Annotated in this window: 15 protein-coding genes; 14 read left to right on the top strand and 1 reads right to left on the bottom strand. The window is 41.4% G+C overall.

Annotated features, from left to right (window positions below; all coding sequences use genetic code 11):
- Positions 1-89: 89 nt before the first annotated feature.
- The 5 genes from Q7J63_RS06035 (at position 90) to Q7J63_RS06015 (ending at position 5129) form a co-directional block, all read left to right on the top strand.
- A complete protein-coding gene (locus Q7J63_RS06035; protein ID WP_304884709.1) occupies positions 90-644 on the top strand; it encodes a nucleotide exchange factor GrpE in 555 nt (184 codons plus the stop codon).
- Positions 645-648: 4 nt separating this feature from the next.
- Entirely contained in the window at positions 649-1752 is a 1104-nt protein-coding gene (dnaJ, locus tag Q7J63_RS06030; protein ID WP_019596793.1) for a molecular chaperone DnaJ, read from the top strand.
- A 244-nt stretch (positions 1753-1996) separates the two neighbouring features.
- The gene (locus Q7J63_RS06025) at positions 1997-2722 is read left to right on the top strand and encodes a hypothetical protein (protein WP_236613144.1); all 726 of its coding nucleotides are present in this window, start codon (positions 1997-1999) and stop codon (positions 2720-2722) included.
- A gap of 207 nt (positions 2723-2929) precedes the next feature.
- A complete protein-coding gene (locus Q7J63_RS06020) occupies positions 2930-3829 on the top strand; it encodes an ABC transporter ATP-binding protein (protein ID WP_304884705.1) in 900 nt (299 codons plus the stop codon).
- Positions 3822-5129, top strand: a complete 1308-nt coding sequence (locus Q7J63_RS06015) for an ABC transporter permease (protein WP_304884703.1) — start codon at positions 3822-3824, stop codon at positions 5127-5129. The genes Q7J63_RS06020 and Q7J63_RS06015 overlap by 8 nt, the downstream gene beginning before the upstream one ends.
- 236 nt (positions 5130-5365) lie before the next feature.
- Here Q7J63_RS06015 and Q7J63_RS06010 read toward each other — a convergent pair whose 3' ends face one another.
- Positions 5366-5836, bottom strand: coding sequence for a Dps family protein (locus tag Q7J63_RS06010; RefSeq protein ID WP_304884701.1), 471 nt, complete (start codon positions 5834-5836; stop codon positions 5366-5368).
- Positions 5837-5985: 149 nt separating this feature from the next.
- Between Q7J63_RS06010 and Q7J63_RS06005 the strand changes: the two genes are divergently transcribed.
- The 9 genes from Q7J63_RS06005 (at position 5986) to Q7J63_RS05965 (ending at position 17239) form a co-directional block, all read left to right on the top strand.
- Entirely contained in the window at positions 5986-7224 is a 1239-nt protein-coding gene (locus Q7J63_RS06005; protein ID WP_304884700.1) for a PAS domain-containing sensor histidine kinase, read from the top strand.
- Positions 7225-7323: 99 nt separating this feature from the next.
- The gene (locus Q7J63_RS06000; RefSeq protein ID WP_019596799.1) at positions 7324-8907 is read left to right on the top strand and encodes a peptide chain release factor 3; all 1584 of its coding nucleotides are present in this window, start codon (positions 7324-7326) and stop codon (positions 8905-8907) included.
- Between the two features lie 171 nt (positions 8908-9078).
- A complete protein-coding gene (locus tag Q7J63_RS05995; protein WP_026333510.1) occupies positions 9079-9813 on the top strand; it encodes an RluA family pseudouridine synthase in 735 nt (244 codons plus the stop codon).
- Positions 9814-10045: 232 nt separating this feature from the next.
- The gene (locus tag Q7J63_RS05990) at positions 10046-10552 is read left to right on the top strand and encodes a histidine phosphatase family protein (RefSeq protein ID WP_304884697.1); all 507 of its coding nucleotides are present in this window, start codon (positions 10046-10048) and stop codon (positions 10550-10552) included.
- Positions 10553-10647: 95 nt separating this feature from the next.
- Positions 10648-10944 (top strand): hypothetical protein, encoded by a 297-nt coding sequence (locus Q7J63_RS05985; RefSeq protein ID WP_019596803.1) that lies wholly within the window; start codon positions 10648-10650, stop codon positions 10942-10944.
- Positions 10945-11733: 789 nt separating this feature from the next.
- Positions 11734-13293, top strand: coding sequence for a glycerol-3-phosphate dehydrogenase/oxidase (locus Q7J63_RS05980; RefSeq protein ID WP_304884695.1), 1560 nt, complete (start codon positions 11734-11736; stop codon positions 13291-13293).
- Between the two features lie 30 nt (positions 13294-13323).
- The gene (glpK, locus tag Q7J63_RS05975; RefSeq protein WP_304884693.1) at positions 13324-14823 is read left to right on the top strand and encodes a glycerol kinase GlpK; all 1500 of its coding nucleotides are present in this window, start codon (positions 13324-13326) and stop codon (positions 14821-14823) included.
- Positions 14823-15569, top strand: coding sequence for an MIP/aquaporin family protein (locus Q7J63_RS05970; protein WP_304884691.1), 747 nt, complete (start codon positions 14823-14825; stop codon positions 15567-15569). The genes glpK and Q7J63_RS05970 overlap by 1 nt, the downstream gene beginning before the upstream one ends.
- Before the next feature lie 497 nt (positions 15570-16066).
- Complete coding sequence (locus Q7J63_RS05965; protein ID WP_304884689.1) at positions 16067-17239, top strand: 6-bladed beta-propeller; 1173 nt, start codon at positions 16067-16069, stop codon at positions 17237-17239.
- Positions 17240-17299: the final 60 nt, after the last annotated feature.

Here is a 17299-nt window from a genome sequence, read left to right as displayed (position 1 = left end):
TCTGCTGTGGCAAACAAATTGTGTCGAATCAATGAATTGTTAAAAATCCTCGCTTGGAGGAGTTTGTGTACATTAAGATATAAAAGGCGATGAACAGCGAAAATACTGCACCTGAGGAGAAAGAAGTCAATAAAGAAGAGGATGTTTTTACAAATGATGCTTCTGCCACTGAAAATGATGCCGATGTATTGTCAGGGGAGGAAAAGTTGATGGGGGAAATTCAGGAGTTAAAGGATAAATACCTTAGACTTTACTCAGAATTCGAAAATTACAGGAGAAGGACCTCCAAGGAAAGGATTGACTTGATCAAAACAGCTTCCGAAGATGTCATTGCTGAGATTATTCCTGTTGTGGATGATTTCGAAAGAGCATTCAAAGCCAGTGAAGATGAAAAGGATGTAGAAGTGGTAAGGAATGGCAACCAGTTGATTTTCCACAAACTTGTGAAAGTATTGGAAATAAAAGGGCTCAAAGTCATGGAAGATTTGATAGGAAAGCCCTTTGATGCGGATAAACAAGAAGCGATTACCAATGTGCCGGCGCCAAGTGAAGAATTGAAAGGAAAGGTGATTGATGTTATTGAAAAGGGATATACTCTTGGCGATAAAGTAGTAAGGTATGCCAAAGTGGTAATAGGAGCGTAAAAATATGGCAAAGAGAGATTATTACGAGGTATTGGGTGTTTCCAAAAGCGCAACCTCTGAAGAATTAAAAAAAGCGTATCGAAAATTAGCAATTCAGTTTCATCCAGATAAAAATCCTGACAATCCAGCTGCGGAGGACAAATTCAAGGAAGCAGCTGAGGCTTACGAAATATTAAGCAATGCTGAAAAGCGACAACGGTACGATCAATTTGGACATCAAGGGCTCGGTGCAAACGGAGGTTATGGTGGAGGAATGAACACCGAAGATATATTCTCCCAATTTGGGGATATCTTTGGCGGAGGCGGTTTTGAATCATTCTTTGGCGGTGGCAGAGGAGGCCGAAGAACAAAAAAAGGCACCAATCTACGAGTGAAATTGAAGCTCAACCTTCAGGAAATAGCCAATGGTGTTGAGAAGAAAATAAAAGTAAAACGCCAGATATTGGCAGACGGCGTCACTTTCAAATCCTGCTCTTCCTGTCAAGGAACCGGCCAGATCAAAAAGGTAGTCAATACCATGTTGGGTCAAATGGTGTCAGCAAGTACCTGCCCGTCTTGTGGTGGAAGCGGACAGATTGTCGACAAAAAACCAGCAGAAGCAGATGCCAGGGGACTACTTCTGAAAGAAGAGGTGATTTCGATCAATATTCCAGGTGGTGTTGCAGATGGAATGCAATTGAGCATGTCGGGAAAAGGAAATGAAACTGCAGGTGGGATTCCTGGAGATCTTTTGATCGTCATCGAAGAGATAGAAGATGAGATTCTCCAGAGAGATGGCAACAACGTTGTCTATGATCTCTATGTAAGTTTTGTTGATGCTGCACTGGGTGCTCAAATTGAAGTGCCTACCATAGAAGGGAAAGTGAAAATAAAAATCGACCCTGCTACCCAAAGCGGTAAAATGCTTCGCCTGAAAGGGAAGGGTATCAAAGATATCAACGGGTATGGAAAAGGTGATCAATTGATCCATGTCAATGTCTGGACGCCAAAGCAACTCAGCAAGGAAGAAAAGCAAATCCTTGAAAATTTAAGAGAATCAGAAAACTTCAAACCAGACCCAAGCAAGTCGGAGAAAAGTTTCTTTGAGAAGATGAAAGAGTTTTTTTAAAATAAATTGAAGCCGGATACAAATCCGGCTTTTTTTTATATTTTTAAAAAACCTTTTCTCCCCCAAGTCGTAACTTAACCCTATGTTGAGAATAAATTGCCTATTAATTTGTTTCTTATTGGGGATTGTTTTCCAGCTTAAAGCTCAAATTACCAAGGAATTTAAAGTGGACCAGACCAGGGGCTATGGTCTTGTTCACTTAGATTTTAATGTTTATAAGGGAGTCACGCATATTAAAAAGGGGATGGGGGCCAGCCCAGTCCATATTTTTTCAAAACTATCCAAAGTCAATATTCTCCCTTCTTTTTCCCAAGAAATCGTGAGCGAGGTCCTTTATACTCAGTTGGTCCATAGAAATGTGGAGTCCGAAAACCTTGGGAAAAGCCTTTCCTACAAACTTTTTTCAACCACCAACGAGGATTTCGACCACAAATGGGACATTGAAATGAATTCCAATTTTCTATATGATCTTCATTTGAATTTTGGAATTGGGAAAGCCTATTTGGATCTCTCCAATCTCCCGGTCTCCAACTGCATCATCAAGACCGCCAGCGCAGATGTTAAATTGGATTATAGTAAGAAAATAGCCAATTCAGTTAAAATGGACACCCTCATGGTGACCATCAATATGGGGTCGCTAGATGCCAAAAACATTAATTTTTCCAATGCAAAAGAGATGTTTTTTGAGATCAATTATGGAACGGTAGACTTGTTTTTTTCAGAGCCCGTGTCAGAAAGAATCAATATCCATACAATTGTTGGAGCAGGAAAGGTGAGTCTCGAACTCCCAGCGTATGATCAGCCATTTATCATCAAGGTCAAATCGACACCGATGTGCAGAACCAATATTCCCAAGCATTTGAAGGACATTGGGAATAAAACTTACGTTAGTAAAAATTACAAGGAAAACGCAGAAAATCTTATGACTTTTACCATCGATGTTTCTGTTGGATCGGTTACCATCAAATAATTATTTTAAAACTGGTCCATTTGTGGTATAAACCGAAATATGCATTGGATTTCCAAGCATGGGTTTAATCTTCAGGAAAATCAGACTATTGGAAGAATAGGGTCTATTCTCGCTATGGTGAAGTAAAAAACTGACTGATTATATAGTATTTTTAGGCTAGAATTGAATTGGTAATGCATAAAACAGGTTTAATAAATCTTTGTCAAATTGGAAATTCTTAAGATTCAGGATTTAAGTAAATCATTTGGTCAGCAACCAGCACTGTCTCATATTGATCTTGTGGTCCCCAGAGGTGTTATCTTTGGTCTTTTGGGCCCAAATGGAGCTGGGAAAACAACCCTGATCAGGATTATCAACCAAATTATTGATGGCGACTCAGGTCTGATTCTTTTCAAGGGGGAGCCTTTGAGTTCCAAGCACATTTCCCAAATTGGCTACTTGCCTGAAGAGCGTGGCCTTTATAAAAAAATGAAAGTCTGGGATCAACTGATCTATTTTGCCAGACTCAAAGGGATGTCTGCTTCCATGGCAAAGGAGAAAGTCAAATATTGGTTGGAAAAGCTTGAGATTTCCTCTTGGAGGGAAAAACGTATTGAAGATCTATCCAAGGGAATGGCCCAGAAAGTCCAATTCATCTCTACAGTCATTCACGAACCCGAATTGTTGATCCTCGACGAACCTTTTTCAGGCTTTGACCCAATGAATGCCGAGATCATCAAAAATGAGATTCTGGAATTGAAAGACAAAGGGATCACCGTTGTCTTGTCCACACACAGAATGGAATCCGTGGAATTGCTTTGCGATGAAATCGCCATGATCCACAAGTCCAAAAAGATACTTGAGGGAAAGCTTTCCGACATAAAGAGGAAATTCAGGCCCCACGTTTATCAAGTTGCATTAAGTCCTAACGGAACCCAAATGCCAGCGGAATGGGAAATCCATCGGACATCCGACAAAGTCGAAATCCAAGTTCCCTTGAACGGCAAAAAGCCAAATCAATTGCTACTGGAACTCATGTCCTTTGGAGACATCTTGGAGTTTAGGGAGATCCTTCCCACCATGGAGGAATTATTCATTCAACAGGTTAAATCACATCCGCATGGGTAAAATATTTTTGATCATTCAAAGGGAATACTTTTCTCGAGTCAAAAAGAGATCTTTTTTGTTGGCGACAATATTGACGCCTTTGATTTTTCCAGCCATCATGGGCTTGTTTCTTTGGATTTCTGTGGGAGAAAAAGATGGCTTTTCCCTGAGGATCATTGAAGTTGTAGATGAAAATGATTTGTTTTTTCTGGAAAGCTCAGAGCAATATGCCTTTTCATTTTCCAAAATCAGCAGAGAAGAGGGGAAACTCATGGTGCAAGAGGGAGAGCGGTTCGGTCTCCTATACATCCCAAAAATTGAGCTTTCCAAACCTGCTGGAATTGTGTATTTCGGAGAGAAAAATCCAAGTATGAGTCTGATCAGTACGCTTGAAAGCAGCCTAAAGCGTACCATCGAAGAGCAGCGTCTCTTCCAATCAGGAATTGACCCAAATGTCATTGATGCTTTCAGAACAAAAGTTTCGATCCAATCCGTCACATTGGATAATGCCGGCGAGGAAAAAATATCCGATGCCACGGTCAATTATGGGATTGGGTTTTTTGCGGGAATCATGATTTATGTATTTATTTTTGTTTACGGAAATCAGATCATGCAGGGCGTTATCGAAGAGAAATCCAGTCGGATTGTGGAAATACTGGTCTCCTCTATCAAGCCTTTTCAGCTTATGCTTGGTAAAATCATTGGGATAGGAGCGGTGGGCTTGACCCAGTTTTTGATTTGGATGCTTCTGATAGGGACCATTACTTCCATTGTAATGGGGTATTTCGGACTCCAAATGCCTCAACAACAAGCTATGGAAATGGCCAACCCGGAATTGGGTTTGCTTATGGATGATTCTTTTGACAGCAACAACATCATTCAGGTGTTGCAAGGAATTGATTTCGTCAAAATCACCTTGATGTTCCTTTTTTACTTTATCGGTGGCTATTTGCTCTATGGTGCTTTTTTTGCGGCAATAGGGGCGGCTGTAGACAGCCCTTCCGACGCCCAACAATTTATGCTTCCGGTAACTATTCCATTGATCATTGCTTATTTGGGGCTTTTCATCTTTGTTTTGGATGATCCCAATAGCAGGGTTTCTTTTTGGTTGTCGGTGATCCCTTTCACTTCGCCAATAGCCATGATGGGTAGGGCCAGTTATGGTGTTCCCGCTTTCGATTTGATACTTTCAATGGGGTTTTTGGTTTTGGCTTTTCTATTCACGACTTGGTTTGCCGGGAAGATTTATCGGATAGGTATTTTGATTCATGGTGCCAAAGTGAATTATAAAACACTTTGGAAATGGATTACCACCAGTTGATTAAACCCGAAAGATGCAATAGATTTCCACATGGGGTTGAAATTGAAAAAAACCAGACTTTTGGCAGGATAAATCCCGACACCAGTAGGAGAATTTAAAAAAAGTAAATAACCAATTGAATATCAGGTTATTGTAGTATTAAATTGATTTTGCAATGCATAAAACGGGTTAAAAAATGAGCCCCACAAAAAAAACCGGCGGATAGCCGGTTTTTTTTGTGGGGTCAAACTCCTGTCTTACTTCAAATAAGCAGAAAGCATCCAAACGATTTTCTCTTTTGCAGTGATATAATCACTGATCAAGGTGACGGTTCCTTCGTCATTTTGGGCTGAAGCCGTTTCGATGACATCTCTTTCCAATTCCAAAAGAGTGTTCAGGTTGTCTCTGACGATCTCCACCATTTTCTTTGGGTCTGTGATGTTTTTGGCTTCCTTGATTTTTGAATTTTTGAGAAATTCCTCAAATGAGGAGTAAGGTCTTTCTCCCAAAGTCAAGATCCGCTCAGCAGTCTCATCGATGCCTAAGTTGGCAGCATTATAAAGTTCTTCGAATTTCGCATGTAATTCAAAAAAATTTGCGCCGCTAACATTCCAATGAAAATTTCTAAGATTTTGGTAATAAACCTCATAATTTGCAAGAAGCCCATTCAGTTTTATTACGGAAGCCTTACTTTCTTTTATTTCTAATCCGATGTCGTTAGTGCTCATATTATTTCTATTTTTGATTTAAATAATTATTCAATATACCACAAATATGAGGCCAGCGAAGCTGAAAAGTAATTTTGTCATATTGATAATATCTATGGCCAAATTGAGTTTGCTATATTGAAACTCCCAACCAATCTTTTTGTTAGAAAATGAAGAACAGACTTCAGGACATTGCTACTTTGGATCTGGTCCAAAATAAAAACAGGATTAAATGGCTTATTTTTATTTGTTCCATGGTGATCGGCTTTGGGTCCATTTATTATACAAATAGGCTTGTTGAAGAATTGAAAGAAAGGGAAAAGAGACAGATAGAACTCTTGGCAAAGGCCTTGGAATACGCGTCCTTGTATACAGAGAATCTCAATTTCATCAATCAAGAAATCATTCAAGAGAACAATTCGATACCGGTCATCGTCGTCGATGCCTATGACAACCCGATTGAATATCGGAATATCAAACTCAACAAGAATCTCAAAAAGGATGAAATTCTGGAAATCCTAAGGGAAGAGTTGGTCAAGATGAAAGCTGAATATGAGCCCATCGCGATGGAAGATGCTTTGGTTTATTACCGAAACTCCGAATTGTTGACTTCCCTCAAGTATTACCCCTACATCCAGCTTTCCGTTATTTTGGTTTTTGGAATCTTGGCCTATGCAGTTTTCAACCAATCCAAGGTAGCGGAGCAAAACCGGGTTTGGGCTGGACTGACCAAAGAAACCGCACACCAATTGGGGACGCCGATTGCCTCCCTGATGGCCTGGATGGATTACCTGAAGGACTCCCCTGTATGGGAAGAAAATAAGGAAGTGATCCAAGAAATGGACAAGGATGTCGTCAAGCTCCGAATGGTCACCGAAAGGTTTAGCTCAATTGGAAGTGCCCCGATCATCCAGCCTGAAAATGTATTCCAAGTGGTTGATGAAGCGATTTCTTACCTCAGGCCCCGGATTTCCACCAAAGTGGAGATGAAGGTCAATGGCTATTCCGAAAACATCGATGCCATGATCAACAAACCCTTGTTTGAATGGGTAATCGAAAATATTTGCAAAAACGCAGTAGATGCCATGAAGGGCCAAGGTGTGATTTCAATAGATATCGTCAAGGAAAGTGAAAAATTTGTTTTCGTCGATATTACCGATACTGGCAAGGGGATGGAGAAGAATATGTACAAGAAAGTTTTCAATCCTGGTTTTACCACCCGAAGGAGGGGATGGGGTTTGGGACTGACTTTGGCCAAAAGGATTATCGAAGGATACCATAAGGGGAAAGTTTTCGTCAAGCACTCTGAAACAGGCAAAGGCACCACTTTTCGGATCGTGCTCAACGGAGTGAAGGAAAGCATTCCCGAAATCAAGCCTGAAGGGTTTCTCTATAAAAAGTTCAGTTAAATTAGCATACATTTTATGCTTACGGCTTTCCCATTTTCTGTTTTCCAAATCTTCCAATAAAAACGTACCTTTGTGGACTGAATTTAAGATTGCCCAAAAATGAGTTTGACAAAAGAGATTGAAAAGAGAAGAACCTTTGCCATCATTGCCCACCCGGATGCTGGAAAAACCACTTTAACGGAAAAGCTGTTACTTTTTGGCGGGGCTATTCAAACCGCAGGAGCTGTTAAATCCAACAAAATCGATACTTCCACAAAATCCGATTGGATGGAAATCGAAAAGCAACGGGGAATTTCTGTTGCCACCTCTGTAATGGGATTTGAGTATAAGGGAATGAAAATCAATTTACTTGATACTCCAGGTCACCAAGATTTTGCGGAAGACACCTACCGGACACTTACTGCAGTGGATTCGGTGATCATGGTTATTGACTGTGTAAAAGGCGTGGAAATCCAGACGGAAAAACTAATGGAAGTCTGTAGGATGCGAAATACACCGGTAATCTGTTTTATCAATAAACTGGATAGAGAAGGTCGTGACCCCTATGATTTGCTGGATGAGGTCGAAGAAAAGCTGAACATTCAGGTACGCCCACTTTCCTGGCCAATAAGTATGGGGAAAGGCTTCAAAGGTGTCTATAATCTTTTTGACAAAAAGTTAAACCTATTCACCCCGAGTCAAAGAAAACTCAGCGATGACAGGTTGACCATTGAAAATCTGGAGGATTCTAATTTGGAGGAACTCGTCGGGATGAACAATGCCAAACAGCTTCGGGAGGATGTGGAGCTGATCGAAGGTGTTTATCCGGATTTTGACCCCAAAGAATATCTGGAAGGAAAAGTAGCACCTGTATTTTTCGGGTCAGCGGTCAATAATTTTGGGGTAAACGAAATGCTGGATACTTTTATCAAAATTGCGCCAGCACCCAAAAGCCGATTTACGGAAGAAAGGGAAGTCAAGCCCGATGAGTCTAAGTTTTCTGGATTTGTTTTTAAAATCCACGCCAATATGGATCCGAATCACCGGAACCGTATTGCCTTCTTGAGGATTTGCTCTGGCAAATTCGAGAGGAACAAGCCTTATAACCATGTCCGAGGCCCAAAACCGCTTCGTTTTTCCAACGTTACCCAGTTTATGGCCCAGGATCGAGAAATCGTAGATGAAGCCTATCCTGGTGATATTATCGGTTTGTACGATACCGGAAACCTCAAAATAGGGGATACCTTGACCGAAGGAGAAAATATGACCTTCAAGGGAATCCCCAGTTTCTCCCCTGAGATTTTCAAAGAGGTGATCAATAAAGACGCCATGAAAACCAAGCAATTGGAGAAGGGCCTCAAGCAATTGATGGAAGAAGGTGTCGCCCAATTGTTTACCTTTGACATGGGTTCCAGAAAAGTGGTAGGAACTGTGGGGCAACTCCAGTTTGAGGTCATTCAGTTTAGATTGAAACAGGAATACAACGCCTCTGTTGAATTTGCTCCGATGAACCTCTACAAAGCCTGCTGGATAAGCAGCAAGGACAAGAAGCAATTGGATGAATTTGTGCGTTCCAAAAACAGGCATATTGCCCGTGACAAAGACGGTAAGTTGGTTTTTATGGCCGAGTCAAAGTCATGGTTGCAAATGGTTCAGGACAATTATCCAGATATTGAATTCCATTTCACTTCTGAATTTCAATAGAAAAACAAGTTTTAGGTTGCCAATCGGCGCCAAACAATACAGGGGAATGAAATTTTGATTGCAGTAAGGGATCAAAATTTATTTTCAAAAGGGCCGAGGCCAAACATTCACAAAAATATTGATGGAGAATGGATTTCTGATTTATTCCTTCATCCTTTAAAATTCAATGAAATGAGAAAAAAACCATTTACGGTCGTCTACGAAGACAATCACTTGCTTGTGGTAAATAAAGCAGCAGGTGTTTTGGTTCAGGGAGACAAGACCAAGGACAAAACCCTGACGGATTATTGCCGGGAATATATAGCGGAAAAATACGACAAGCCAGGAGCTGTTTTTTTACATCCGGTTCATCGATTGGACAGACCTGTCAGCGGATTGGTCATCTTCGCCAGAACCTCCAAAGCACTGGAAAGGATGATGGAACTCTTCCGCAAGCGGGATATCCATAAAGTTTATTGGGCTATTGTCAAAAAGAAGCCCAAAGAGGAATTGGAAAAACTGACCCATTGGTTGGTGAAGGACGAGCAGAGAAATGTGGTGACTGCTTACGATATGGAAGTCGAAGGTTCCCAAAAGGCTGAACTGACTTATAAAAGGTTGGGAACTCTGAATGACCACTGGCTCATGGAAGTCAGGCCGGTTTCGGGAAGACCACACCAGATCAGGGTGCAGCTTTCGTCCATCAGGTGTCCGATTCGAGGAGATTTGAAGTATGGTTTTGCCAAACCCAATATAGATGCCAGCATTAACCTGCATGCCTTTCAATTGGTTTTTGTCCACCCGATCAGAAAAGAAAAATTGTATTTGAGAGCAGCGCTTCCGGAGGAGCCTTTCTGGGAGCAATTCCTGGAATTTGAAAACATCAAAGCCAAAGACCAACACATCGACAATACCTTCAGTGGTTAATCAAAAAAATTAAAGCAATGGGGAATCTTAAGAATTTCCCATTGCTTTAGAATTTAGAATCCGATGCCCTATAGCTTCATTTTGATGCGGTATTTTTTTAAGGCTGTAAAATATCCTTTCCCAGAGCTGGGATTTATCTCTGACAATTGCGAACCCCCAAATAAGAGAATTGGGTTGTGACTGGGAAAACTTCCGAAAATTGAATGTCATTGATATTCCAAAAACCAAATCCATGAACACGAAAATTTTGCTCTCCTTTTTCTGTCTGATTTTTTTGTTGCTTGGTTGTGGTGCCAAACAAGAGCCCAAAACAATTTATATCGTGCGACATGCCGAAAAATTATTGAATGTTGACGATCCAACATTGAATGTGGCAGGAACGGTTAGGGCAAAGAAATTGGGCCAAATCATGTCTGACAAGGAGATTGTGCACGTTTTCTCCACGAATACCATTCGGACCAAGGCCACTGTACAACCGGTGATAGACCAAAGTGGACTGGAAATAGAGTTCTATGATCCCAAAAACCATGATGATTTGGTCAAGGAGTTGAAAAACAGGAAGGGAAATATGCTTGTCGTGGGACATAGCAATACTGTTCATCATTTGGCCAATTATTTTGTTGGAAAATCTGACCCATATCCAGAATTGACAGACATTGAATATAATTTTATTTTTGTGGTGTCCTTAAACCCTAACGGGACATCGCGTGTGGAACGTAAAGTTTACAGGGATTTTTGAAATCAAATTATTCTCTTGAAAACCAGTTGATATCTATCCCTCAATAAAATTCATTCAATAAATTTAATTTTTAACGCTGTTTAAATTCTATTGCCATGAAAAAGATTTTACTTCTATCCCTGTTGTTTTCTTTCTTAGCCATGTCAGCTTGCAGCAATGAAGATGCCGAACAAAACAATCTGATGAAGGCACGGGAAGTCGCTTACAATTCATTGTCCGAGGCTGAGAAAGCGACGGTAATCACGAATTGGAAAGAGGCTGAAGTCAGAACCTTTGAAAGTGGGCAATACCTTGTCCTCTTCAACACAACCGAAGATGCACTTTTGGGGCCCATTGGGGTTTTGGTCAACGCGGTTACGTTTGTGGTGGAAGGGACCACCCCTAGGTATTGAGGATTTGGGAGTGATCCTATTTAGAAAATTTTTCAACAATCAAATTGATCTGGTTCACTTCGGTAAATTTCATCATCACAAAAAGCTTTTGTTTTGGCTTTGATACCCGTTTTTCTGAAATTCCTTAATTTAAATTCCAATTAATACATATCGGATTTTTTTGGCAATTGGCTTATCCTGAATTTTTTAAGTTTGGAAGTCAATAATTCTCGATGATAAGGTTTTCACCCTCCAGATGAATCTCATTTGATTTTCATATTCCGGTTGGTTAGCACATTCAGAAGAACCTTCAAGCCATTTTATGCAATACCAATTTATATTCCAGCCTAATATTGCCTTATAATTAGAAGGTTGCTTATCATTTTTGACTTCACCATGTGGGCGTTGATCTTTATTACTCAAATAGTCTGATTTTCTTGTAGGTTCAACCCGTTTTATACATTATGAACGCAATTCGATCTTGTAATTAACTGGTGATCTATTAGTTGTTGATTATTTTTGACTTCACCCTATTGGTGTCAGGAATTGGTTTCCCATAGTCTGATTTCCTTGCAGTTTCGGTCTCATTGTGAAACCGAATGCATATTTCGGGTTCAAGCCCATTGTGAAACCCAATGCATGTTTCTGAGTAAATTGAAGGACTTAGATGAAATTCCGTTTTGGGATTCTCCCGCCTGGAGTACCCAAGGATAATATTTATTCTTAATAGCGAAAGAAAAACGAATAAATACATTTCCTTTTGTTTCTTTTGATTTTATTTTATTATTTTTGAATTCAAATAGGGTACAAATGGATAGGAATAAAAACATAAAGCAACTTGAGTCGAAAGAGAAAGTTTGGGATATTGTGGTGATAGGTGGCGGTGCATCTGGCTTGGGGGTGGCTTTGGACGCTTTGTCCAGGGGATTATCCGTGGCTTTGTTCGAAAAGGCCGATTATGCCAAAGGGACTTCAAGCAGGAGTACCAAATTGGTGCATGGTGGGGTCCGATATCTGGCCCAAGGGGATGTGATGTTGGTTTTTGAGGCCTTGAAAGAGCGTGGGAGAATGTTGAAAAATGCGCCACATCTTACGCATAATCAGCCCTTCATTATTCCTATCTATTCGTGGTTTGACAGGATTCAGTACAGTGTTGGCTTAAAGCTTTATGATTGGATGGCAGGCCGTCTCAGGTTGGGCAAATCGAAGTTCATCTCTAGAAAGGAAACCTTAACCAGACTTCCCCAACTGAAAGAAAAGGGTCTTCATGGAGGAGTGGTGTACTATGACGGCCAATTTGATGATGCCCGGTTGGCACTTTCGATCGCACAGACCTGCAATGAAATGGGTGGCTGCATGGTCAATTACGCCAAAGTCGATGCCTTGAAAAAAGATGCAAACGGGAAAATCAATGGACTGGTCGTCAGGGATGTGATCGGGAACAAGGATTATACCCTCCAAGCCAAAATGGTTGTAAATGCGACGGGTGTTTTTGCAGACAAAATCCTCAAGATGGACCAGCCTGATGCAGTGAAGAGCATTCAACCCAGTCAGGGAATCCATTTGGTTTTGGACCAATCTTTTTTGGGCGGAAATGACGCCTTGATGATTCCCAAGACCTCTGATGGTAGAGTGCTGTTTGCTGTTCCGTGGCAAGGGAAATTGGTATTGGGAACCACCGATACGCTGAGGGAAAAAGCCAAATTAGAGCCGGAAGCCTTGAAAAGTGAGATTGATTTTGTGCTTGAAACAGCTTCCGCCTATCTGACCAGACAGCCCACCAGAGCGGATGTGCTTTCCGTTTATGCAGGACTGCGTCCTTTGGCAGCACCAAAGGAAGGAAGTACCAAGACCAAGGAAATTTCCAGAAGCCACAAAATCATTCTCTCGGAAAGTAATTTGGTGACTTTGACAGGTGGAAAATGGACTACCTTCCGAAAAATGGGGGAAGATACTGTGGAGTATTTCGCCAAAATCACGGGTCAAAAATTATCCAAGAGCCTTTCGGCAGAGAAACACCTGCATGGATATACCAAAGGGAAAGCGTATGGTCATTTGGCAGGATATGGATCGGATTCGGTAAAGATTGAAGCATTGATGAAAAGCGATAAAAAATTAAAGGAAAAACTCCATCCCGATTATCCCTATACTGTAGCAGAAGTTGTCTGGTCGGTGAGGAATGAGATGGCCATCAAAGTGGAAGACGTTTTATCCAGAAGAATTCGTATTTTGTTTTTGGATGCAAAAGCGGCGATTTTAATGGCACCCAAAGTTGCCGTGATCATGGAGCAAGAATTCGGAGGAGGAGAAGCTTGGATACAGCAGGAACTCGCCGATTTCCAAAAAGTGGCGCAAAAGTATATACTATAGAAGTCGTTAATAAGCAATAAACCCCAACCCATGAACCAAACGAATCAATATATTTTGGCAGTTGACCAAGGAACAACGAGTTCCAGGGCAATTGTTTTTGACCACCAAGGCCAAATTGTCTCGGCGGCCCAAAAAGATTTTAAACAACATTTTCCAAAAGCGGGATGGGTGGAACATGACCCGGCCGAAATATGGTCTTCCCAATCCGCCGTCATGATCGAAGCCTTGGTCAAAGAAGGGATTAAACCAGATCAGATCGCCGCCATTGGCATCACCAACCAAAGGGAGACTACTATAGTATGGGACAGAAAAACAAGCAAACCTCTTTACAATGCGATTGTATGGCAGGACAGAAGGACAGCCGCTTTTTGCGATGAATTGAAAGCCGCTGGGAAAGCTGAAATGATCGCCGAAAAGACAGGGTTGATCTTAGATGCCTATTTTTCGGCCACCAAAATCAAATGGATTTTGGACAATGTGGAGGGGGCAAGGGAACAAGCTGAAAAAGGTGAATTGGCTTTTGGAACCATCGATACCTGGTTGGTTTGGAAACTCACAGCGGGACAAACCCACATTACGGACATCACCAACGCCAGCAGGACCATGCTTTTCAATATCCACGAAAAAAAGTGGGACAAGGAATTGTTGGCTCTTTTTGATATTCCGGATTCGATGTTGCCAGCCGTAAAATCCAGTAGTGAAGTGTATTGCCATACTGCCGGAGATGTGCTTTCTGTGAAAATCCCTATTGCAGGAATTGCGGGAGACCAGCAGGCGGCTCTTTTTGGCCAACTTTGCACCAAAGCAGGAATGGCGAAAACCACTTATGGTACGGGTTGTTTCCTAGTGATGAATACAGGCGATCAGCCTGTAAAATCAAACAATAGATTGTTGACCACCATTGCCTGGGAGTTGAACGGAAAAGTGACTTATGCACTGGAGGGAAGCGTTTTCATCGGAGGAGCAGCGATCCAATGGTTGCGTGATGGTATAGAATTTTTTGGCCATGCCAAAGAAAGTGAAAAACTGGCGATAAGTCTTAAAGATAACGATGGCGTATATTTTGTTCCGGCATTGGCGGGATTGGGCGCTCCACATTGGGACCAAAATGCGAGAGGTGCTTTTTTTGGGATTACCAGGGGGACAACCATCGCCCACATGACGCGAGCGGCCTTGGAAGCCATTGCCTATCAGGTGAACGATGTACTTAAAGCCATGGAAAAGGACAGTGGAGAACCTACATTGGAACTTCGTGTAGATGGCGGCGCCACTGCCAACAATTTCCTGATGCAGTTTCAGGCAGATATCTTGGGATGTGAGATCAAAAGGCCAAAAATCATTGAGACCACGGCCCTTGGAGCAGCGTTTTTTGCCGGACTGGCGGTTGGTTTTTGGAAAAATGAAGAAGAATTGAAATCCCTATGGGAGGCAGATCAGAGTTTCGAGCCACAAATGGACCAGAAGCAGGTCGCGCATTATTTGCATTTTTGGCACAAGGCTGTTGACAGGTCTAAAAACTGGGTAGAGTAATGGATGAGTTTGTAGCAGAATTTGTAGGGACATCCCTGCTGATTGCCATGGGATCAGGCGTGGTGGCAAATGTGGTTTTGAACAAAACCAAAGGACAAAACAGTGGCTGGATGGTGATCACCACTGCTTGGGCCTTGGGGGTTTTTATCGGTGTGGTGGTGGCTGGACCTTACAGTGGGGCCCATTTGAATCCCGCTGTCAGCATCGGTTTGGCGATCGTAGGAGACTTTCCCTGGGAAAAAGTTCCAAAATACATATTTGCCCAAATTCTGGGCGCAATGGTTGGTTCCACCATTGCATGGTTGGTGTATAAGGACCATTTTGATGCAACGGAAGATCCAGGTTTGAAATTCGCCCCATTCGGAACTGCCCCGGCCATCCGGAATTATTCTTCCAACTTGATCTCGGAGATCGTGGGAACCTCGGTTTTGATCATCGTGATTTTGTATTCCACAGAGCCGATGTTGAATGATACCAATGGAACACCCATTGGACTGGGATCTTTAGGAGCATTGCCGGTTGCCTTTTTGGTTTGGGTGATTGGGTTATCACTTGGTGGGACGACCGGTTATGCGATCAATCCCGCCCGTGATTTTGGTCCTAGGCTGATGCATCAATTCTTGCCGATCAAGGGAAAGGGTGGAAGTGATTGGCAATATAGCTGGGTGCCGATAGTTGGGCCAATCATCGGAGCCGCTTTGGCAGCAGGGATCTATTTGTTATTGGGTGCTGGAGGGATGGTATGAGGTAATTGGATGCTGAGGAGGCGAATAGGACGGGTATTCAATAGTTTCTATCCGTGCACAACCTCTACATGAATGTCCTCTACGATTCATCAATGAACCCCTCGTCTTGGTATGATGCTGATTTGACTTCTGAGACTTATCCCTCGGATTTTCTGAAGGGTTTGAAATATTTCAAAAATTTGGCAACGAAAACGGATTTGAAGCTTGCGTATGGTGGCAATCTTCATCAGGAACGAGATGGAATCAAATTAGAATCATGCAAAACATTGATTAAAAAAATATCCCAAAGAATAAAAAATTTGGGATGTTTTTTTTAACTAAAAACTTGTTTCTTTCTTTCTTGTAAACGGTTTTTATAATGTGAAACGACAAAAAAACCAATAAAAAGGTGTGTGTATGTTGAATATCAATCCTCCTGTTCTCCAGAGATACAAGAGAAGTTAAATTGTTCATCTGAGGAAGGGATTACCTTCCTCAGTTTTTTAAATCTTTAAAGAATGATAAGAAACTTTACGATCACCTTATTCACCCTATTTTTTCTGGTTTGTTGTGGCGGGAAATCAGATTCAATAAACACAGACCTTCAATCAATAGACCTTGATTTGGCAACAAAGGGGAAATTTTCCGATATTTTTGACTCCGTTAAATACATTCTTTTGGATGCATCTGAACAGAATCCGTTGGTAGATCCCTACAATGTGAAAATAGTTGAAAACAGGATATTTGTTCGCGATTGGAATACCAATCAACTTTTCATTTTCGATAATAAAGGACTTCTGGAAGTCGTGATTGATGCATTGGGAATGGGTCCTGGAGAGTATTTTCAAATGAATGATTTTCAGGTAAAGGATGAAAGTGTTTTTATCCTAGACTTTTATCTGAACAAAATCATTCAATTCGACTTTTCCGGCAAATTCATTCAAGAAAGCAAACATCAGCCGGACAACAATAGCCTCTACTTGGGACAAGGATACAAGCTTCTGTATATGGGTTACAATCCCGACCCGGAAAGGTTTAACTTTATTAGGGAAAATGAAAACGGTTCGGAAGGTTTGGTGGAGTTTGAAAAGGAAAAAGACAATATCGGGAATCTAAATTCCCACATAGGGTTTATGGATGACTTGCATGGTGATTTTGTTTACTACAATATCCCTTACTCCACCAAGGTTGCCGTATTCGACAGGGAAGATGGAAACCTTTCCAAAACCCTCCATTTCGATTTTGGCAAATACAATGCGGAGACCAGAATCCTAAAGGAGGAATATGAAACACAAGTGGAGGTTCAAACCCAAAGGAACCTTGTTCTATATCTATTGGCCTTTTTTCCATTCGAAAAATACTTTCTTACAATTTTTCACCAAGGTGCAGGCCATTTGCATTTTGTTCAATTGGATAAAGATCTAGTGGTCAAAAGCCAGATTGTTGATCCTGAAAATGATCTGGACCAATTATCCATTTATAAAATTCCTTGGTCTTTTAGTGAGAATGAAGTAGTTTATCTGAGCAGGACCTCCAATTTTTACAATGATTATATCAATGTCTTTGCCAACCAAAAGGTGCAACTAGGCAACGGCGATGTCCACAGTTTTTTCAATAAATACGGGGATAAACTGAAAGAAGATAATTGGATGTTGATCAAATTTAGAGTCAAGAACTCCTTCCCAAATTAAAAAAAATAAGCAAAAAAAGCCCCTTCAGGAATTCAAAATTCCTGAAGGGGCCAGAATGGT

Origin of the sequence: Rhodonellum sp. (assembly GCF_030656585.1) — a bacterium.
GTDB lineage: Bacteria > Bacteroidota > Bacteroidia > Cytophagales > Cyclobacteriaceae > Rhodonellum > Rhodonellum psychrophilum.
The sequence above is the reverse complement of the archived record's forward strand: the minus strand, read 5'-3'. Positions and strand labels throughout refer to the sequence as shown.